Origin of the sequence: Amycolatopsis pittospori, from assembly GCF_013870525.1 — a bacterium.
Classification (GTDB): domain Bacteria; phylum Actinomycetota; class Actinomycetes; order Mycobacteriales; family Pseudonocardiaceae; genus Amycolatopsis; species Amycolatopsis pittospori.
This window is the reverse complement of sequence record NZ_JACBXD010000123.1, coordinates 1-18,219: the sequence shown is the minus strand read 5'-3', so window position 1 is coordinate 18,219 and position 18,219 is coordinate 1. Positions and strand designations below refer to the sequence as shown.

At 69.2% G+C, this 18,219-nt stretch carries 18 protein-coding genes and 2 pseudogenes; 8 read left to right on the top strand and 12 right to left on the bottom strand.

The window, feature by feature from the left end; genetic code table 11:
- The 7 genes from H5J31_RS36850 to H5J31_RS40615 all read right to left on the bottom strand — a co-directional run.
- The coding region (locus tag H5J31_RS36850; protein ID WP_181777286.1) for a sirohydrochlorin chelatase at positions 1–467 on the bottom strand (467 nt) is incomplete at its 3' end.
- Positions 464–1,726 (bottom strand): sulfate adenylyltransferase subunit 1, encoded by a 1,263-nt coding sequence (locus H5J31_RS36845; protein WP_181777285.1) that lies wholly within the window; start codon positions 1,724–1,726, stop codon positions 464–466. The genes H5J31_RS36845 and H5J31_RS36850, both read right to left, overlap by 4 nt.
- Positions 1,726–2,646: a sulfate adenylyltransferase subunit CysD gene (cysD, locus tag H5J31_RS36840; RefSeq protein ID WP_101606039.1), complete on the bottom strand. Its 921-nt coding sequence runs from the start codon at positions 2,644–2,646 to the stop codon at positions 1,726–1,728. The genes H5J31_RS36845 and cysD overlap by 1 nt, the downstream gene beginning before the upstream one ends.
- Before the next feature lie 11 nt (positions 2,647–2,657).
- Positions 2,658–3,353 (bottom strand): phosphoadenylyl-sulfate reductase, encoded by a 696-nt coding sequence (locus H5J31_RS36835; protein WP_181777284.1) that lies wholly within the window; start codon positions 3,351–3,353, stop codon positions 2,658–2,660.
- Positions 3,350–3,502 (bottom strand): eL43 family ribosomal protein, encoded by a 153-nt coding sequence (locus H5J31_RS36830; protein ID WP_034316341.1) that lies wholly within the window; start codon positions 3,500–3,502, stop codon positions 3,350–3,352. The genes H5J31_RS36835 and H5J31_RS36830 overlap by 4 nt, the downstream gene beginning before the upstream one ends.
- The gene (locus tag H5J31_RS36825; RefSeq protein ID WP_181777283.1) at positions 3,499–5,193 is read right to left on the bottom strand and encodes a nitrite/sulfite reductase; all 1,695 of its coding nucleotides are present in this window, start codon (positions 5,191–5,193) and stop codon (positions 3,499–3,501) included. Before H5J31_RS36825 ends, H5J31_RS36830 begins: the two co-directional genes overlap by 4 nt.
- Before the next feature lie 36 nt (positions 5,194–5,229).
- Entirely contained in the window at positions 5,230–5,316 is an 87-nt protein-coding gene (locus H5J31_RS40615; RefSeq protein WP_360907593.1) for a putative leader peptide, read from the bottom strand.
- A gap of 255 nt (positions 5,317–5,571) precedes the next feature.
- On the opposite strand from H5J31_RS40615, the gene H5J31_RS36820 reads away from it, so the two are divergent.
- From H5J31_RS36820 to hemW, 3 genes are all read left to right on the top strand, one after another.
- The gene (locus H5J31_RS36820; RefSeq protein WP_181777282.1) at positions 5,572–5,985 is read left to right on the top strand and encodes a VOC family protein; all 414 of its coding nucleotides are present in this window, start codon (positions 5,572–5,574) and stop codon (positions 5,983–5,985) included.
- Positions 5,986–6,069: 84 nt separating this feature from the next.
- Positions 6,070–6,426 carry a hypothetical protein gene (locus H5J31_RS36815; RefSeq protein ID WP_181777281.1) on the top strand — a complete coding sequence of 119 codons (357 nt, stop codon included), beginning with the start codon at positions 6,070–6,072 and terminating at the stop codon, positions 6,424–6,426.
- A gap of 66 nt (positions 6,427–6,492) precedes the next feature.
- Positions 6,493–7,707, top strand: a complete 1,215-nt coding sequence (gene hemW / locus H5J31_RS36810) for a radical SAM family heme chaperone HemW (RefSeq protein WP_181777280.1) — start codon at positions 6,493–6,495, stop codon at positions 7,705–7,707.
- On the opposite strand, the gene H5J31_RS36805 is transcribed toward hemW, so the two are convergent.
- From H5J31_RS36805 to H5J31_RS40605, 5 genes and pseudogenes are all read right to left on the bottom strand, one after another.
- Positions 7,700–8,404, bottom strand: coding sequence for a hypothetical protein (locus H5J31_RS36805; protein WP_181777279.1), 705 nt, complete (start codon positions 8,402–8,404; stop codon positions 7,700–7,702). The genes hemW and H5J31_RS36805 overlap by 8 nt on opposite strands.
- Positions 8,401–10,203 (bottom strand): carbamoyltransferase family protein, encoded by a 1,803-nt coding sequence (locus H5J31_RS36800; protein ID WP_181777278.1) that lies wholly within the window; start codon positions 10,201–10,203, stop codon positions 8,401–8,403. Before H5J31_RS36800 ends, H5J31_RS36805 begins: the two co-directional genes overlap by 4 nt.
- Positions 10,204–10,225: 22 nt before the next feature.
- Positions 10,226–11,506, bottom strand: coding sequence for a hypothetical protein (locus H5J31_RS36795; protein WP_181777277.1), 1,281 nt, complete (start codon positions 11,504–11,506; stop codon positions 10,226–10,228).
- Positions 11,503–12,399 (bottom strand): annotated as a pseudogene (locus tag H5J31_RS40610) (ATP-grasp domain-containing protein); the annotation flags it as partial. The gene H5J31_RS36795 and the pseudogene H5J31_RS40610, both read right to left, overlap by 4 nt.
- Before the next feature lie 384 nt (positions 12,400–12,783).
- Positions 12,784–13,737, bottom strand: a pseudogene (locus H5J31_RS40605) (glycosyltransferase family 2 protein); the annotation flags it as partial.
- A gap of 324 nt (positions 13,738–14,061) precedes the next feature.
- On the opposite strand from H5J31_RS40605, the gene H5J31_RS36785 reads away from it, so the two are divergent.
- Genes H5J31_RS36785 through H5J31_RS36765 form a run of 5 tightly spaced genes read left to right on the top strand, consistent with a single transcriptional unit; the run spans position 14,062 to position 18,206 of the window.
- Positions 14,062–14,787: a hypothetical protein gene (locus H5J31_RS36785; RefSeq protein ID WP_181777287.1), complete on the top strand. Its 726-nt coding sequence runs from the start codon at positions 14,062–14,064 to the stop codon at positions 14,785–14,787.
- A complete protein-coding gene (locus H5J31_RS36780; protein ID WP_181777275.1) occupies positions 14,784–15,821 on the top strand; it encodes a GNAT family N-acetyltransferase in 1,038 nt (345 codons plus the stop codon). The genes H5J31_RS36785 and H5J31_RS36780 overlap by 4 nt, the downstream gene beginning before the upstream one ends.
- Positions 15,822–15,823: 2 nt before the next feature.
- Entirely contained in the window at positions 15,824–16,921 is a 1,098-nt protein-coding gene (locus H5J31_RS36775; RefSeq protein WP_181777274.1) for a hypothetical protein, read from the top strand.
- Entirely contained in the window at positions 16,918–17,961 is a 1,044-nt protein-coding gene (locus H5J31_RS36770) for a GNAT family N-acetyltransferase (protein ID WP_181777273.1), read from the top strand. Before H5J31_RS36775 ends, H5J31_RS36770 begins: the two co-directional genes overlap by 4 nt.
- Positions 17,955–18,206 carry a hypothetical protein gene (locus tag H5J31_RS36765; RefSeq protein ID WP_407925088.1) on the top strand — a complete coding sequence of 84 codons (252 nt, stop codon included), beginning with the start codon at positions 17,955–17,957 and terminating at the stop codon, positions 18,204–18,206. The genes H5J31_RS36770 and H5J31_RS36765 overlap by 7 nt, the downstream gene beginning before the upstream one ends.
- Positions 18,207–18,219: the final 13 nt, after the last annotated feature.

Below are 18,219 nucleotides of genomic sequence, written 5' to 3'. Positions count from 1 at the left end.
GTGGTGATCCCGGCGACGGCGTCGTTCGCCGCGACGTTCGACGAGCCCACACCGGCCAGCAGGACCCCCAGTCCGGGGTCGTCGAGGTCGGCGCCCGCCTCCGCGAGCCGGTCCAGCGCGACCGTCTCGATGAGCGGGTCGATGCCCAGCACCCCGGAGACCCGGACGTCGAGCCCCGGGCAGTCCGCGGTCACCTCGGCGACGAGCGCGGGCAGGTCGACCCGGGCGTGGTAGGCCACGCCGAGCAGCAGCGGCACCACGACGACCTCGCGATGCCCCTCGGCGTACAGCTCACGCAGGACATCGGTCAGCAGCGGCTCCGAGAGGTCCAAAAAGGACTCCCGGATGTCGAGATGTGGCGCCAGGCCGCGCGAGACGTCGAGCAGTGCGCGGATGGTCGCGGCGGACCGCGGATCGCGACTGCCGTGGGCGACGGCGACCAGTGGCGGAGTGGGGCTTGGGGTCATGCGAACCTTTCGCCGACGAGTCCGGCCGCCAGTGTATCGCCGTCCTTCGGGTCGATGACCAGGAACGCGCCGGTCCGGGGGCTGACGCCGTAGTCGTCCACGCCGATCGCCTCGGCGAGCCGCAGGGTGACCCGGCCGATGTCGTTGAGCTCCAACGATTCCGGTCCGTCCATGCTGGACAGTGTCTGCTCGTCGAAGCGGGCGTGCAGTTCACCGACGATGGCCTGCACCGTACGGGTCCCGTGCTTCACCAGTACCCGCGCGCCCGGTTTGAGCGGTTTGGCCGAAAGCCAGCACAGGGTCGAGGTGATCTCGTCGGTCACCTCGGGCTGCCGGTCGGCCGCGGCGATGAGGTCCCCGCGCGAGATGTCGAGGTCGTCGGCGAGCAGCAGCGTCACCGACGTGCCCGCGCCGGCTTCGGCGAGCGGCCCGTCGGCGGTGTCGATGCCCTCCACGCGGCTGCGGAGACCTTGGGGGAGTACGACGATCTCGTCGCCCGGCCGGACGGTGCCCGCCGCGATCTGCCCGGCGTAACCCCGGTAGTCGGGGTGCTCGGTGGTGCGCGGCCGGATCACGTACTGCACCGGGAACCGGAACGCCGAATCGTGCGGATCCGGTGCCACCGGCACGGTTTCCAGATGCTCCAGCAGGGTCGGGCCGGAGTACCACGGGGTCTTGTCCGACTTCTCCGCCACGTTGTCGCCCTGCAGCGCGGAAACCGGTACCGCCAGTACGGAACCGCGTTCGTAGCCCAGGGAAGCGGCGTGTTCGGCGAACTCCTCGGCGATCACGGTGAACGTCGCCTCGTCGTAGTCGACGAGGTCGATCTTGTTCACCGCCAGCACCAGATGCGGGACACCCAGCAGCGCGAGTACGGCGGCGTGGCGACGGGTCTGCTCGATGACGCCCTTGCGCGCGTCGACCAGCAGCACCGCGAGCTGGGCGGTGGACGCCCCGGTCACCGTGTTGCGGGTGTACTGCACGTGGCCGGGAGTGTCCGCGAGTACGAAACTGCGCCTCGGCGTCGCGAAATACCGGTACGCCACGTCGATCGTGATGCCCTGCTCGCGCTCCGAGCGCAGGCCGTCCACGAGCAATGAGAGATCCGGTGTGGACAGTCCTTTGTCGACACTGGCACGGGTGACCGCGTCCAGCTGGTCGGCGAGAACGGATTTGGTGTCGTACAGGAGCCGCCCGACCAGGGTCGACTTCCCGTCGTCCACGCTGCCCGCGGTCGCGAGCCGGAGAAGACTGGACATCAGAAGTACCCCTCACGCTTGCGGTCTTCCATCGCCGCCTCCGACATCCGGTCGTCGGCGCGGGTGGCGCCGCGTTCGGTGAGCCGGGAGGCGGAGACCTCGGCGATGACCTCGTCCACCGTGGCGGCGGTCGATTCGATGGCACCGGTGCACGAACCGTCGCCGACGGTCCGGTAGCGCACGGTCAGTTCCTTGACTTCCTCGCCCGGCCGCGGCCCGCCCCAGGGGCCTTCGGTCAGCCACATGCCGTCGCGCTGGTAGACCTCGCGCCGGTGCGCGTAGTAGATCGACGGCAGTTCGACCTTCTCCCGCGCGATGTAGTTCCAGACGTCCGCCTCGGTCCAGTTGGACAGCGGGAAGACGCGGACCTGCTCGCCCGGGCGGTGACGGCCGTTGTAGAGATTCCACAGTTCGGGGCGCTGCCGACGCGGCTCCCACTGGCCGAAAGCGTTGCGGAGACTGAAGATCCGTTCCTTGGCACGGGCGCGTTCCTCGTCGCGGCGTCCGCCGCCGAAGACCGCGTCGAACTTGTTCTCGGCGATCGTGTCGAGCAGAGGCGTGGTCTGCAGCGGGTTGCGCATCCCGTCGGCGCGCTCTTCGAGCCTGCCGTCGTCGATCCAGTCCTGGACCTTCGCCACGAGCAGCCGCAGCCCGTGCTGCTCGACCACCCGGTCTCGGAAGTCGATGACCTCGTCGAGGTTGTGCCCGGTGTCCACGTGCAGCAGCGGGAACGGCACCGGCGCGGGCCAGAACGCCTTGATCGCCAGGTGCAGCAGGAGCGTCGAGTCCTTGCCGCCGGAGAACAGGATCACCGGCCGGTCGAACTCGCCCGCCACCTCGCGGAAGATGTGGATGGCCTCGGATTCCAAGGCCGCCAGGTTGTCCGTGGCGGCGTCAGCGGCCGGTTCGAGCGTGGTCATGTCGTCCCTTCTCAGCCGTGCAAACCGCACTCGGTCTTGCCCTGTCCGGCCCACCGGCCGCTGCGCGGGTCCTGACCCGGAGCGACCTTCGCGGTGCACGGCGCGCAGCCGATCGACAGATAACCGATGGACACCAACGGGTTCTCGAGGATCCCGTGCTCGTCGATGTAGTCCCTGAACTCGTCGTCGGACCACGGCGCGATCGGGTTGATCTTCACCAGGCCGTTGCGGTCGTCCCAGGTGACGATCGGGGTGTTCGCACGGGTCGGCGCGTCGACGCGGCGGACGCCGGTCACCCACGCCGAGTACTTCGCCAGCGTGTTCCGCAGCGGCACGACCTTGCGGAGCCGGCAGCACTGGTTGGGGTCGCGTTCGTGCAGTTTCGGGCCGTACTCCGCGTCCTGCTCGGCGACGCTTTGCGCAGCCTCGGCGTTCACGATCCGTACGCCGGGGTAGACCGCCTGCACCGCGTCACGGGTGCCGATGGTCTCCGGGAAGTGGTAGCCGGTCTGCAGGAACAGCACGTCGACGTCGGCTTTGACCTGGGTGGCCAGATCGATGAGGACGGCGTCCTGCATATTCGACGCGACGATGAAGTCGTCGCCGAAGGTCTCCGCGGTCCAGCGCAGGGCCTCGGTCGCGGTCGCCTCGGCGAGTTCCTTCGAAGCCCGTTCGGCGAGCGTCTTGTAGTCGGCAGTGGCGGTCATCCTTGCGACACCTCCGGAAAGGACAGTCCGAGGAACTTCACGGTGAAGACCCGGCGGCAGCCCGAGCACAGCCAGGAGCCGCCTTCCTCGGGCCGCAGGTCCTCATCGCCACAGAAAGGGCAGTAGTACGGGGTCGCTCGTTCGGTCACTGAAGGACGCCTTCTTCGGCCCGCGTGACCCACTGGGCGAACCGCTCGCCGGGTTCGCGGCCGGCGATGTACGCCCGCACGACCCGTTCGACGTACGCGGTCAGCTCCGACGCGGTCACCTTGTGCCCGCGCAGTTTCCGGCCGAACCCGGCGTCCAGGCCGAGGCCGCCGCCGAGGTGGACCTGGAAGCCTTCGACCTGCTTGCCGTCGTCGTCGGTGACGATCTGACCCTTGAGCCCGATGTCGGCGGTCTGGATCCGGGCGCAGGAGTTGGGGCAGCCGTTGAGGTGCACGGTGACCGGGTTCTCGATCTCGGACTGGATGTCGGCGAGCCGCTTCTCCAGGTCCGTGACCAGCTGCAGCGCGCGGGCCTTGGTCTCGACGATGGCGAGTTTGCAGAACTCCAGCCCGGTGCAGGCCATGATCCCGCGCCGCCACGGCGACGGCTCGGCCTGCAGGCCCAGCTCGGCCAGTTCGGTCTTCAGCCCGGCGACCTCGGCTTCGGGGACGTCGAGGACCACGAGCTTCTGCTGCGGGGTGAGCCGGACGCGGTTCGATCCCGCGCGCTCGGCGGCCTTCGCGACGGCCAGCAGCGTGGCACCGGAGACCCGGCCCGCGATCGGCGCGGCGCCGACATAGAACCTGCCGTCGGTCTGCGGGTGCACGCCCACGTGGTCGATCTGCGTCGCGGGGACCTCGGGGGCGGGGCCGTCGGTCAGCTTCCGCTTGAGGTACTCGTCCTCCAGGACCTGGCGGAACTTCTCGGCGCCCCAGTCCTTCACCAGGAACTTGATGCGGGCGCGGGCGCGCAGCCGCCGGTAGCCGTAGTCACGGAAGACGCTGATCACGCCTTCCCAGACGTCCGGGACCTCGTCGAGCGGGACCCAGGCGCCGAGTCGCTGCCCGATCATCGGGTTCGTGGACAGGCCGCCGCCGACCCAGAGGTCGAAACCGGGCCCGTGCTCGGGGTGGTTCACGCCGACGAAGGCGATGTCGTGGATCTCGTGGGCGACGTCCTGTTGCCCCGAGATCGCGGTCTTGAACTTGCGCGGCAGGTTCGAGTAGCGCGGGTCGCCGATGTAGCGGCGCTTGATCTCGTCGATCGCGGGAGTGCCGTCGATGATCTCGTCCGCGGCGATGCCGGCGACGGGGGAGCCGAGGATGACCCGGGGGCTGTCGCCGCAGGCCTCCATCGTGGTCATCCCGGCCTTCTCCAGCTTGGCCCAGATCGTCGGGACGTCCTCGACCTGGATCCAGTGGTACTGGATGTTCTGCCGGTCGGTGATGTCGGCGGTGTCGCGCGCGTGGGTCTGCGAGATCTCGGCGAGCACGGCCAGCTGATCGGTGGTCAGCGCGCCGCCGTCGAGCCGGACCCGCAGCATGAAGTAGCGGTCGTCGAGCTCTTCGGGTTCGAGGGTGGCCGTGCGGCCGCCGTCGATCCCGGGCTTGCGCTGGGTGTAGAGCCCGAACCAGCGGAACCGGCCGCGGAGGTCACCGGGGTCGATCGAGTCGAAACCGCGGTGGGCGTAGATGTTCTCGATCCGGGCCCGGACGTTGAGCGGGTTGTCGTCCTTCTTGGACCGCTCGTTGGGGTTCAGCGGCTCGCGGTATCCCAAGGCCCATTGGCCTTCGCCGCGCTTCTGTTTGACCCGGGGCGTGCGGGCAGGGGTCTCGCGCGTGGGCGACGACATGGGAATCCTCCGGCAGATCGTGGTGGTGGCGGGGAGTCAGCGGTTCGTCGCACAGAGCGCGCTCGCCACGCGACGGAGATCCACGTGGCGACGGGCCACGAGGGTGATTCCGGCGCGGGTCATGAACTCAGCGTGCCACGCGCCCACTATGTGGTCTAGGCCGGTCCGAATACTGGGAACACCGTCCACAGACCCCGTCGAAGTGGATGTTTCCGCTGGTCGGAGGCATGTCAAGGGTTCGCCGGAGATCGCTTCGGGGCGACGATGTGACGGAGGACGCTCTGGGTTCTGACGCATCCGAAGAACCTCCTTGCGCATTCAAACCACTGTGTTTACAGTACTGCGAGTCAAGTGGTTCAGACTGGGAGGAAACACCAGATGCAACTCAGCGGTTTCGGTGCCTGCGTGCTCGTCGACGACATCGCCGAGACCACCGCCTGGTGGAAGCGGCACCTGCGGTTGACGGTGACGATCGAGCTGGACTGGTTCTCCAGCCTCAACGTCGGCGTGCCGGGTTACGAAATGAGCTTCGCGAAGCGCGGTCACAAGGCCACGCCGGAGCCTTGGCGGACGCAGGAGCCCGCCGGGTCGATGGTCGGGCTGATGGTCGCCGACGCGGCCGCCGAGTACGAGCGGCTGCGGGAAGAGGGGGTCAAGATCGTCACGGAACTCGTGGACGAGGAATTCGGGCAGCGGCACTTCTACATCGAGGACCTCAACGGATTCCTGATCGACATCATCGAGCCGATCCCGCCGTCCCCGGAATGGTTGTCCGCTAACGGGTTGGCCTAGCACCACATCGGGTGAGAGCGGCCCCGCGAGGCCGTCGCCGCCGCTAGCTTCGGACTCCGATTCCACACAGGACGGAGGAGTTGCATGCGCCGATGGGTGGTCGCCGCGATGGTGCTGGCGTCCCTGCTGATCCCGGGTACGGCTTCCGGGGCCGAGCAGGGCTGCAGACTGGTCGCGCCCGAAGAAGGTGCGGTGCTGCACAAGGGCGATTCGTACCGGTTCGAGGCGGTCGGCTGCTCGCCGGACGCCCGGGGGCATCTCGCCAACGTGGTGCTGGTCGAGGTGAACATGAGCCGCGACGTCCGCTCGGACGAGAACGGCGACTGGTCACTCGACTACGTGGTCAACGACTACTCGATGAACATGGAGACCCTCGTCTGGGTGCGGTTCGAAGACGGCACCCGCTCCACCTCGGTCAAGGTGTACATCGCCGACCGTTAGCGCGGTTCCCGTGAAGGCCTCTTTCCCCGGGGAAGGGGGCCTTCACGGCGTGAGGGAGACTGGGGTGTGCCCGCGTTGCTGCCCGAAACCACCACGCCCGTCGAGTCCTCGCTCCCCGAGAGCGCGCTGGAAGGGCTCGGCACCCGGCCGTTCGGCGTCTACGTGCACGTCCCGTTCTGCGCGACCCGCTGCGGCTACTGCGACTTCAACACCTACACCGCCGGGGAGCTGGACAGCGATTCGTCGCCGCAGTCCTGGCTCGAAGGCCTCAAGCGCGAGTTCGACCTCGCCGCGCGCGTGCTCGGGAAGCCGCCGGCCGTCGACACCGTCTTCGTCGGCGGAGGAACGCCGTCACTGCTCGGGGCGGACGGGCTCCGCAGTGTCCTGGACGCCGTCCGTGACACCTTCGGGCTCGCGCCGGACGCCGAGGTGACGACGGAGTCCAACCCGGAGTCCACCTCGCCGGAGTTCTTCGCGGGTATCCGCGACGCGGGGTACAACCGGATCTCGCTCGGCATGCAGTCGGCCGCGCGGCACGTGCTGCGGATCCTCGACCGCGTGCACACCGTCGGACGGCCCGTCGCCGCCGCCGGGGAAGCACGTGCCGCCGGGTTCGAGCACGTCAACCTCGACGTCATCTACGGCACACCGGGGGAGCGGGTCGAAGACCTCCAGGCGTCACTCGACGCCGTACTCGCCGCGGGCGTCGACCACGTTTCGGCGTACGCGCTGATCGTCGAGGAGGGCACCGCGCTCGCCCGCCGCATCCGCCGCGGTGAGCTGCCCGCCCCCGACGACGACGTCCTCGCCGCCGACTACGAACTGATCGACCGGGTCCTCGCGTCGGCGGGTCTGCGCTGGTACGAGGTGTCCAACTGGGCGACGTCGGAAGAAGCGCGCTGCCGGCACAACATCGGCTACTGGCGCGGCGGCGACTGGTGGGGTGCCGGACCCGGCGCGCACAGCCACGTCGGCGGCGTCCGCTGGTGGAACGTCAAACACCCGGCCCGGTACGCGGCCGCGCTCGCCGCCGGCGACTCACCGGCCGCCGGCCGCGAACTGCTGACCGACGAAGACCGGCATCTGGAACGCGTGATGCTGGAACTCCGGCTGTCCGAAGGACTGCCGCTCGACGCCCTCGACGACGACGGCCGGGCCGAAGCCCGGGTCGCCGCCGCCGAAGGGCTGCTCGAACAGTCCGCTTTGGATGGTCAGGCTCGGGCGGTGCTGACCGATCGCGGGCGGTTGCTGGCCGACGGATTGGTGCGGCGGCTCACCTGAGCCCGAGAGCCCGGTCCACCCACCGGCCGACCGGCAGCGCCACCACGACCGCCGCCAGCACCAGATGCACCAGCATGAACGCGACGGCGACCGGGACGCTCGGCGGTCCGCCGAGGAACACGATCATATGCGACGCCCACTTCAGCTCGGTCGGTTTCGTCCCGGCGGACCAGACGTCGTTGAGCGCCCAGAACGTCAGGTCGTTCGCGCCCGAGATCACCACCAGGATCGACGCGATCCCGGTTTTGAGCACGTTCGCCGTCCGGCCGCCGCCGAGCCGGTACGCCATCAGTCCGAACAGGACGATGAACGTCACGATGAACAGCTCGAACTGGTACACCGGCTGGAAGGCGTTCTCGTCGGTGGCCACGTTCCGTGCGAACGCCTGGATCCGCATGATCAGCTCGGTGTCCAGATAGGACATGTAGACGAACACCGCGAGCACGATCAGCGCCGGACCCCCTTTGGTGCGCGGGAAGAGCGCGACCGTGACGACCGCGAACACGAACGGGCAGAGTTTGAACGCCCAGTCCGCGACGCTCTCCAGCGTCTGGTCCGGCGGCAGGATCACCATGATCAGCAGCGTGGTCACCACGGCCGGGACGGCGGCCACCAGCCACAGCCATCTGCGCCGTCGGTAGAGCGCGGGCACCCAGCCGGTCTTGGACGGGGCCGCGTCGGGCAGCGTGGCGGTCATTCGATCCCCTTCTCGGCCCAGAACGGCCCGAGGGCGAGCGCGTCGACGTCGGTCTTCAGGTAGCAGGCCACGGCGTCGGCGGGGCTCGCGACGATAGGTTCGTTGTTGTCGTTGAACGAGGTGTTGACCACCATCGGGACACCGGTGATCTTCTCGAACTCGCTGATCATCTTGTAGTACAGCGGGTTGTCCGTCTCGCTCACCGTCTGCACGCGGGCGGTCCCGTCGACGTGGGTGATCGCGGGGACCTCGTCACGTTTGTCGGGCAGGACGTCGAACACCAGCAACATGACCGGCGACGGGTAGTCGCTGACGAAGTACTCGCCCGCCCGTTCCGCCAGGCACGACGGCGCGAACGGCCGGAAGGCCTCGCGGTGCTTGACCTTCTCGTTCATCCGCGTCTTCGAGTCGGGATCGCGCGGGTCGGCCACCAGCGAACGGTTGCCGAGCGCACGCGGCCCGCATTCCATCCGGCCCTGCACCCAGCCGACGATCTTGCCCTCGGCGATCTTCGCGGCCGTGTGCGCGGCGATGTCGTCGGGTTTGCTGTAGAGGATCCCGGCGTCCTGCAGCGCCAGCTCCATCTCCGCCTCGGTGTAGTCCGGGCCGGTGTAGGTGTAGCCGTCACGGGGACGCGGCTTGCCGTACTTGCCGACCGACACCTCCAGCGCGGAGCCGAGCGCGCAGCCGTCGTCCGCGGCCGCGGGCTGGGCGAAGAAGTCCTCGAACGGCGTCTCCAGCAGGAGCCGCCCGTTCATCACGCTGTTCAGCGCGACGCCGCCCGCGACGGAGAGGCGCTTCGACCCGGTCTCGCGCTGCAGCCAGCGCGCCAGGTGCAACCCGGCCTCCTCCAACGTGATCTGCAGCGCGTAGGCGATGTCGCAGTAATGCTGCGGCACCGGGTTCTCCGCGGTGACACGGGTTTTGGGCCGCGCCGGGCCGAACAGGTCGGTGAACTTCTTCGACATCACGTGCTTGCCGGTGCGGTGGTGGCCGAAGAAACCCAGCTCCAGTTCGTAGCCGCCGTCGTCGTCCAGGTGGATCAGTTGTTTGAACGCGTCGACGTAGGTGTCCTTCCCCAGCGGCGCCAGGCCCATGATCTTGCCCTCGTCACGGGTGGGGTAGAAGCCGAGGTAGCCGGTGACGCCGGCGTACATCGCGCCGAGCGAATGCGGGAACTTGATCCGCCGGATGTCGATGATCCGGTTCCCCTTGCCGTGCCCCAGATAGGTCGCGGTCCCGTCGCTGCCGATGCCGTCGAAGGTCAGCACCGCGGATTCTTCCCACGGCGAGATGAAGTACCCGCTCGCCGCGTGCGCCTTGTGATGGTCGACCAGATGCGTCTTGAACTTGGTCGGCCCGGTCCACCCGGCCGCTTCCTTCACGTCGCGTTCGAGGGTGTACGAGCGTTTGATGTGCGCGAGCACCGCGCCGCCGACGTGGTAGTCGTCGACCCCCTTGCCGCCACCGGTCTTGAACGTCTCCACCATGCCGGACGAGGTGCCGCCCTCGTCGCCGTTCTCGTTGCGGAACACCTCCAGCGTCGCGGGGAAGTACCGCGCGAACACCTTCGCCGCGTGGATGCCCTCACGCCAGCGCTGCCAGTAGTAGGCGACGTGGTCGACGTCGGCGAGCGTGATCCCGGCGCGTTCGAGGCAGAACCTGATGGCGTGCGCGGGGAAACCGCCGTCGTGCTTCACCCGGGTGAAGCGCTCCTCTTCGGAGAACGCGATGATCTCGCCGTCGCGCACGAGCGCGGCCGCCGAATCGTGGACCCTGCTGATACCCAGTACGTACATGTTCCTTCTCCAGTGCGGCGATTCAGAGTTCGGGATGGTGGCGGCGCAGCAGCCATCGGAGCGCGGTGGCCCGGGCGCCGATGGCGAAGACGAGGGCGGCGAACCCGCCGACCGGGCCCATCGCCGGGACTAGCGCCGCGGCGGCCAGCGGGGTGGCGACGAGGCCGGCGACCGAGGCCGACGCGGTGAGCGTGAGGACCTTGCTGTTGGTGTTCTCGATCAGGAAGCCCGCGTACAACCGGACGGCGTACAGCACTGTTTCGGTCAGGACGAAGACGCCGAGGACGAGGTAGGCGTCGGTGGTGTCCTCCGCGGTCAGTACCGCGCGCGCCGCCGGGATGGCCAGCGCGATCCCGGCCAGGACGAGGAAGACCAGCGAGCCCCGTTCGACCAGCTTCAGCAGTTCCACCGCCCGGACCCGGCCGGCCGCCGCCCCGCTGCCTCGCATCCGCCGCGAGATCGCGGGCTGATGCAGCCTCAGCTGATAGAACAGCAGCGAGCAGAACGCGCTACTGGCCAGCAAGGCGACGTAGAACGGTCCACTGTCGACGGTCCGGCCGGAAAGCGCGAGCACGCCGAACACCGTCGACGTCGCCAGCACGTCGAGCACCTCGGTCATCCCGAGCAGGACGGTGGTCCGGCCGAACGCGGGCAGGAGCCGATGCCCGGTCACCCGCCCCGGGCGCAGCCACTCCTTCGGCAGCAGCGCGGCGGAACACCCCAGGATGACGAGGATCCCGCCGAGCAGCAGGGCGAGATGGGTCAGCGGCGACCAGCGCGCGAACCACGTGCACACCGTCACCGCGCCGACCACCAGCGCGCCCGCGGTGAACGCCAAGGCGTCCAAAGTGGACTTCCCACGCAGGCGATGCAGGCCGGAGACGGTCATCAGCAATCCGCCGGAGATCGACCAGCCCGCGGCCGTCAGATACAGCGCGACGTCCGACCCCGGGGCGAACACGAGCGCGACGACCATCGCCGCCAGGACCACGAGCACCGGTGCCACCGCGACCCGGACGGCCAGGGCCGCGACCGCGTCCCGCGTCATCCGCAGGCGTGGCAGGCATTTCAGCGCCGACTTCTCCGCCGCGGACGGCACGAAGTTCAGCCATGTCATCAGCCCGAGCGCGGTGGCGAACCGGCCGTAGTCGTGCGCTCCCCAAGCGGTGACCAGGACCAGGCCCATGACCTGGATCGCCAGCCGGAAGACGCCCCGGCCGGCGAGCAGCCTGAGCACCATCGACGGTTTCGGCGCCGCGATCTGTGCGGTACCGGCGCCATCGGTGAGCGAGGTGCCGGTCAAGGGAGCGGTACCGCCATGCCCTGCTCGTCGAGCAGGAACTTCAGCGTGCCGCGCAACTCGTCCTCGGCCGCGAGCACTTCGGGCACCGTCGGCGCGGAAAGCACGGCGTAGCCCATCTTGTAGCCCGCCTGTTCATACGGCTTGACGAAGGAGTCCTGTTCCGCGAACAGTTCCAGGCTGCTCACCGCGGGCATGGCGCGGACCTCGTCGGTGCCCTCGATCCGAAGGATCCGGCCGCCGCGGTCGGAGGCGAGGATGTGCACCAGCGTCGGACGCGGGTCGCGCGGTGAGAGCACGACCTCGCCCCCGGTCGCGGCGGCGATCCCGGCGGCGATCAGATCGACACCGGTGCTGAGCTCGATCGCTTCGGCCAGACCGTTCCCGCCCATCCGGGCGCCCATCTCGATCAGATAGAACTTCCCGTCGCGGCCCAGGACGGCGTCGAGGGTGAGCGGACCGGTGCGGTACCCCAGTTCGGCGCACAGCGCGGTCAGCATCACCGGCAGCGCGCGGTCCACCACCGGCGGCAGTCCCGCGGGCAGGAGATGCGACGCCGTCACGAAGAACGGCGGTGGCGTGAGCGTGCGCCGGGTGACCGCGTGGAACACGATCCGGCCGTCGACCGCGAGCGCTTCGATCGTGTAGTGCGAGCCGTCGAGGTGTTCTTCGACGACGAGCCGTCCGGACGGCGAGAACGCGAGCGACTCGGTGAACGCGGTGGTCAGCCCGCCGGGGCTCGCACACGAGACCACCCCTCGGCTTCCCGAGGAATCGACCGGTTTCACCAGCGTGGGGAAGCGGAGTTGTTGCGCGGCGAGGGCGAGGTCCGGTCCGGGTTTCCCGCCGACGCTGCGGTAGGTCGGCAGTCGCAGCCTGTCGCAGAGCGCCCGGAAAACGGACTTGTCGACGGACGCGGCGACGGCGGCTTCGGGCAGCGGGTCCGGCAGATTCCAGTGCCGGGTGAGCCAGGCGAGGGCGGGCAGCCCGACATCGCTGGCGGGGCAGAGTACCCCGGCGATGTCGTCGCGCCCTTCCAGTGCGGCCGCGATCTGTTCCGGCGCGCGCACGCTGACCTGGACGAACTCGTCCGCGAGCGCCACTCCCGGTGCGCCGGCGCGGACGTCCACACAGATGGTGCGGAACCCGAGGTCCCGTGCCCGGTGATACGTGCTGACCGAACCGTCGGCCCCGCCCAGGATCACCAGGCTCCGTGTGGCCGCCGTGTCTTCGGTGTTCTTCACTCCCGCTTGCCTTTCCCCAGGATGGATCCCGGCTACCGCCGAGGTGTAGAGCCGGTCGTCCTCGTCGACCGGGAAGTTCGCCTCCCTGATGTAGAACTGCCGTGGTCTCGGCTGACCCGCGCCGACCACGACCAGGTAGCGGACGGTCAGCGAAAGGACCGTCAGCAGTACGGAGAACATCAGGAACGTCAGTGACGAACCGGCGTCCAGGCCGAGGAGACCGAACGCGCTCGCGACCCCCGCGAGCACCGAGATTCCGGCGGTCAGCAACGCGGTGACCGAGGCCGCCGTCGTCAGCCGCCGGGTGAACCCGACGAACAGTTCGATGGCGTGGGACGACAGGAAACCGAAGCCCACTTTGGACTCGCCGCGTTCCCGGGCGCGGTGTGCCACCGGGACGGTGGTGTACCGGCTGGTCAACCGGGGGACGGTGGCGAGGAAATACGGGGTCCCCAGGCGGAGATCGACGACCTTGCGCGCCAGTTCGGTGCGCACCAGCCGGAAGGCCGTCGCGCCGGGCGGGATTTCGATGCGCAGCACACGGCGGCCCAGGAAATGGAAGGCCGCGGTACCCCAGCGGCGCAACAAAGGATCTTGACGGTTGGTGCGCACGCCGAAGACGGCGTCATTCCCGGCCTCCGCCGCGGCGATCAGTTTCCCCGCTTCGGAGGCGGGAAACTGCTGGTCGGCGTCGATGTGCAAGATCCACGGTTTTCCCGCGTAACGATAGCCCGCGGAAAAGGCGGCTTCGAACCCGAAATTGCGGGTGAAGGACACGTACCGCACCCGCGGATCGGTGTGCGCGAGAGCGCGGATCACGTCCAGTGTCCCGTCCGTACTCCCGTCGTCCACGTAGAGCAGTTCGAGTGGGTGATTCCCCAACTCTGAAACGATCTCCTGGTAGCAGGGCTCGACGTTGTCGACTTCGTTGAAGCACGGAACGACTACGGTGAGTCCACTGTGTACGGGACCGGGGCTCGACCAGTTCATCTGTCGAACCCCTGCGGTGAGTGCGCTATCGTGTTCGTAGCGTCACCTGTGGTGAATTCACAGTTCATAAGTCCCCTCGGCGCGGACCGGCCGGCAGATCGTGCCGGCTCGAAAGGTTCCGGGTGTTATAGGCAGGTTCACTTTGTTCCCGCCAGACCCGTAGGGAAATTCCTCCTTTCAGCTCAGTCGAAAAGGAGGGAAATTCGCCGAGAATCGGATGAACCGCCCATGGCCTGTTCCCAATCCGGCGTCGATGACGCAGGCTTGCGCGCCATGTGGGAATTGGGGGTGAGTGCTGCCTGGCGGGCCGCCTACCGGCGTTCCGTGCGGTCGGCCTTCGCGACGGTGCCGTTCTACCGGGAGCGCTGGGCGCTCGACGGCAGAACGGATCCGGTGCTGGTGCCGGGCCGGACCGGGACGGACTCCGGGGCGGCGCCGTTGGCCGAGGCGGTGCACAAGATCGTCGACCTGGTGCCGCTCGCCGGTGGCGTGCAACGGGTCGAGCCGCATCGCGGGCTGGGTCCCGTGCTGCACAAGGCACGTTCGCTGGACCAGGGCGCACTGGTCGTTGTCCTCGGTGACGAGGAGGCGAGTCCTCCATCGGATCTGCCACGCGGAGTCCGTTGCTGTGTGGTGGATCCGGACGCACCGGCGTCCGGCGTGCTCGCCGAACTGGCCGCCGCGCTCCGCCGTGGTCAGCGGGTGCTCGCGGTCGGGGACGACAAGCAACTCGCCGTGTTCACCGCGGCGCTGCCCGAAGACCGTGGGTATCGGGTCGAATCCGTTCCGCGACGAGAACTGGACACAATGGACACCGGGCCGTACGGCGTCCTGCACGATCCCGCGCTGGGTTACCTCGGCGCGCTGGAATCCTGCGGCCGGTGGCATCTCGACTGGCCACGCGTCTACGCGCGGCCCACCACCGGCGGGCTCGCGTTCACCCTGCTGCGCCAGGATTCGCCGCGGTTCGTGGACGTGCTCCCGGCGGGCGGGGTCCGCGGGGAGATCGAGCCCTGTCCCCGGCATGGCACCCCGGTCGTGCTGACGTGAAGATCCACTTCCACGATCCCCGCACCGATCCCGTTCCCGGCGGCTGGCCGGAGTTCTTCGAGTCGGCCCGCCTGCATCCCGTCTGGGACTACGAGGTCATGGGCCTCGACGCCTGGATCGCGAGGAACCCGCCCGTCCTGGTCACGGTCACCGACGGGGCCGCGATCGTCGCAGCGCTTTCGGTCCTGGTCTGCCGTCCTCGGCTGCGGCATCGCTTCGCGCCGACGCCGGGACACCGTCTGCTGCGCCCGTTCTGGGCGGAGGTGTGCCAGCCGTGGCTCAGCGGTCATCCCGGTGTCGTGTTCGCGCCGGGCTTCCCGGCCGGTGAACGCCGGGCCGTGCTGCGGGAGTTCGAACGCTCGCTCCGGCCGCGCCTCGGTCCCGGTCTGCTCGGACTCCTGTACCGGGCCCTCGGCGAAGACCTGGCCCGGGATCTCCGCGGTCGCGGCAGGCTGGTGAAGCTCGTGGACACGGTCGCGGTGCTGGACAACCACTTCGGCTCCGAAGACGAATGGATCGCTTCCCTGGCCAAGTCGCGGCGTGGCGGGCTGCGACGGCAGCGGCGCAGACTGGCCGCCGATCCGGACATCGTGGTCAAGGGCGGTCCGGGACGCGAGGACCTCGACAGTGCCGAAGTCGCCGCGCTCCTGCGGGCGCACCGGGAACGGCACGGCGCCCTCGCCCTCGACACCCGCACGATGCCGACGGCCGCGTTCCTGCACCGGTTCCTGCGGCGGCCGGATGTGCACACGCTGACCTACACCGGCGCCGACGGCAGGCTGCTCGCGGTGAACACGCTGCTCGACCACCCGGACAGCCCGGTCAAACAGCATTGGGGCACCCTGCCGGTGACCGAGGGCGGCAGACAGGGGCTGCTCTTCGACTCCTACATCCACGCCATGCGCTACGCCACCCGGCGCGGGGTCAGGGAACTCACCGCGGGCCGCGGTCTGCCCGAACTCAAGGCGACATTGGGATTCCGGGCGCGCCCGGTGTACTCGGCGGCGGTGCCGAGACCGGTACTGGGACGGTGACGATGAGCGTGACCGCGGAGGCGGCGACCGCGTTCGAGGTCGAAGTGCTCGACCCGAGGAGCGCGGACGAACCCGAAGGCTGGCGGGGTTTCGTGCGCCGGTCCTGGCTGTGGCCGGTGTGGGAGTTCGACGTCCTGCGCCGGGAGGCGTGGATGGCGAAGAACCCGCCGGTACTCGCGGTGATCCGGCGCGGCCGGGAGATCGCCGGAGTGCTCACGGTGATGGTGTGCCGCAGCTGGCGCGCCAAGGACTTCGCGCCGCTTTCCGTCCCAGGTGGACGGTTGCGGCCGCGCTGGGCGGAGGCCTACCTCTGGCAGCTCAGCGGATATCCCGCCTGCGTGCTCGACGACAGGCTCGACGAGTCCGCGCGACGGCACGCGATCCGCCGGTTCGAACAGGCCTTGTGCGCACACCTCGGCCCTGGTCTGCTCGGTGTGATCTACCGTGCGATGAACCCCGAACTGCTCCCGGCGTTGGAGGGCCGGGGTCGTGTCTCACGTGAGATCGACCCCGCCGCGGTGCTGCTCAATACCTACTCCACCGTGGACGAATGGGAGCAGGGAATCGACGAAGGCACCCGCGAGGTCCTGCACGGTCTGCGTGCCGACGGCGATCTCCACACCGAAGCGGCCACCGCGCGGACGGATCTGGACGTCCACGAACTCGCCGTGCTGCTCAACGCCCATCGCACCCGGCAGGACGAACGCGCCTGGGCCGGCGGCCAGCGGTCGCGTATCGGCGGGCTGCACATGGACACCCGGAGCCCGATCGCGCCGTCCTATCTGGACGCGCTCATCCGGCGTCCCGACGTCGTCACCCGCACCTATCGCGACGGATCCGGGCGGCTGCTGGGTTTCGGCACGCTGTTCGACTCCGAAAAGGGATGCGCGCTGCACCAGTGGGCCGCGCTGCCGAGCGCGAGCGGCGGAAGGAAAGGCCTCTATGTCGACTGTTACGCCAGGGGAGTGGAACACATGATCGCCGACGGGCGCCCCGAACTGACCGCAGGCCGCGCGATGCTGGAGAACAAGACCGCGCTGGGCTTCGGCACGCGCGCGCTGGTCTCGGTCGCCGTCCCGAGACCGGTGCTGGGCCGATGACCTGGCAGGTGCGGGTGCTCGACCCGCGGACCGATCCCGAACCCGAAGGCTGGGCCGGATTCCTCGAAGCGCAGCAGGCGCCGGTCCCCTGGGACTACCACCTGATGCGGGTGGAATCACGCTTCTCCCAGAGCCCGACCCTGCTCACCGTGATCAGCGACGGGGACGAGCCGGTCGCGGCGGTGCTCGCGATGGTGTGCCGCCCCGCGGCCTCGGAACGACCAGGCCCGGTTCGCGGCCTCGCCAGGCTGAGCCCGCGCTGGCTCGAAGTCCAGCACGCTTGGCTTTCCGGCTATCCGCCGTGGCTGTTCTCCGACGGCCTCGACGCGGCCGACCGGCGCGAGATCATGCGGCGCTTCGAGCAGGCCGTCTGCCGTGTGACCGGACCGGGCTGTGTCGGCGTCGTCTACCGGACCGTGCCGCCGGAATCGCTGGACATGCTGACCGGCCGGGGCAGGCCGGTGCGCGACACCATGCCGACTTCGGTACTGGAGAACAGCTTCGTCGACGTCGACGGCTGGCTGGCGTCGTTGCGCCGGAGCAGGCGGCTGAGCCTGCGCAGCCAGTCGAAGAAGATCGCCGCCGACCCCGGCGTGGTCATCCGCACCGACGCCGCGCGCACCGACCTCGACGGCCTCGAACTGGCGACCCTGCTGCGCGAGCACCGCGCGCGGATGGGGCCGGTGAAGTTCGACCGGCGTGGTCCGGTCACCGGCGAATACCTCGGCGAACTCGTGCGCCGTCCGGACGTCATCACCTCGACCTACCACGACGCCGAGGGGCGGCTGCTCGCCTTCACCAACGTGCTCGACCACCCGGTGGCGCCGCTGCACCAGCACTGGGCCGCGGTGGCGCCGGAGGAGGGACGGCCGAAGCACCTGTACTTCGAGGCCGTCGTCCGCAATGTGCGGTACATGATCGACGGCAACCGCAAGTCCCTGTCGATGGGGCGGGGACTGACCGATCTCAAGGCCACCCTGGGTTTCCAGCCGGTGCCGCTGCTCGGCGTCATCGTGCCGAGGCCGGTGACCCGATGGTGATCGAGGTCCTCGACCCGCGGCGCGACGCCGAACCCGCGTACTGGACCTCGTTGCGGGACAAGGCGGGACTGCGCGCGGACTGGAGCTGGGAGGTGCTCACCGTGCAGGCGTGGGCGGCGCGCACCGCACAGCCGGTCACCGTGCTGCTCGAAGCGGGCGAACCACACGGCGTGGTCAGCTCGGCGTGGGTCACCGGGGCTGGACGTCCTGGAAGGACATCACCACCGCGGTGCCCATCGGGATGAACTTGAAGTACAC

Excerpts from the sequence above, each read along its gene's own strand:
- H5J31_RS36800 (WP_181777278.1), bottom strand. The coding sequence starts at position 10,203 with ATGTACGTACTGGGTATCAGCAGGGTCCACGATTCGGCGGCCGCGCTC.
- cysD (WP_101606039.1), bottom strand. The coding sequence starts at position 2,646 with ATGACCACGCTCGAACCGGCCGCTGACGCCGCCACGGACAACCTGGCG.
- H5J31_RS36805 (WP_181777279.1), bottom strand. The coding sequence starts at position 8,404 with ATGACCGCCACGCTGCCCGACGCGGCCCCGTCCAAGACCGGCTGGGTG.
- H5J31_RS36815 (WP_181777281.1), top strand. The coding sequence starts at position 6,070 with ATGCGCCGATGGGTGGTCGCCGCGATGGTGCTGGCGTCCCTGCTGATC.
- H5J31_RS36765 (WP_407925088.1), top strand. The coding sequence starts at position 17,955 with ATGGTGATCGAGGTCCTCGACCCGCGGCGCGACGCCGAACCCGCGTAC.
- H5J31_RS36825 (WP_181777283.1), bottom strand. The coding sequence starts at position 5,193 with ATGTCGTCGCCCACGCGCGAGACCCCTGCCCGCACGCCCCGGGTCAAA.
- H5J31_RS36845 (WP_181777285.1), bottom strand. The coding sequence starts at position 1,726 with ATGTCCAGTCTTCTCCGGCTCGCGACCGCGGGCAGCGTGGACGACGGG.
- H5J31_RS36835 (WP_181777284.1), bottom strand. The coding sequence starts at position 3,353 with ATGACCGCCACTGCCGACTACAAGACGCTCGCCGAACGGGCTTCGAAG.
- H5J31_RS40615 (WP_360907593.1), bottom strand. The coding sequence starts at position 5,316 with ATGACCCGCGCCGGAATCACCCTCGTGGCCCGTCGCCACGTGGATCTC.
- H5J31_RS36820 (WP_181777282.1), top strand. The coding sequence starts at position 5,572 with ATGCAACTCAGCGGTTTCGGTGCCTGCGTGCTCGTCGACGACATCGCC.
- H5J31_RS36775 (WP_181777274.1), top strand. The coding sequence starts at position 15,824 with ATGAGCGTGACCGCGGAGGCGGCGACCGCGTTCGAGGTCGAAGTGCTC.
- H5J31_RS36770 (WP_181777273.1), top strand. The coding sequence starts at position 16,918 with ATGACCTGGCAGGTGCGGGTGCTCGACCCGCGGACCGATCCCGAACCC.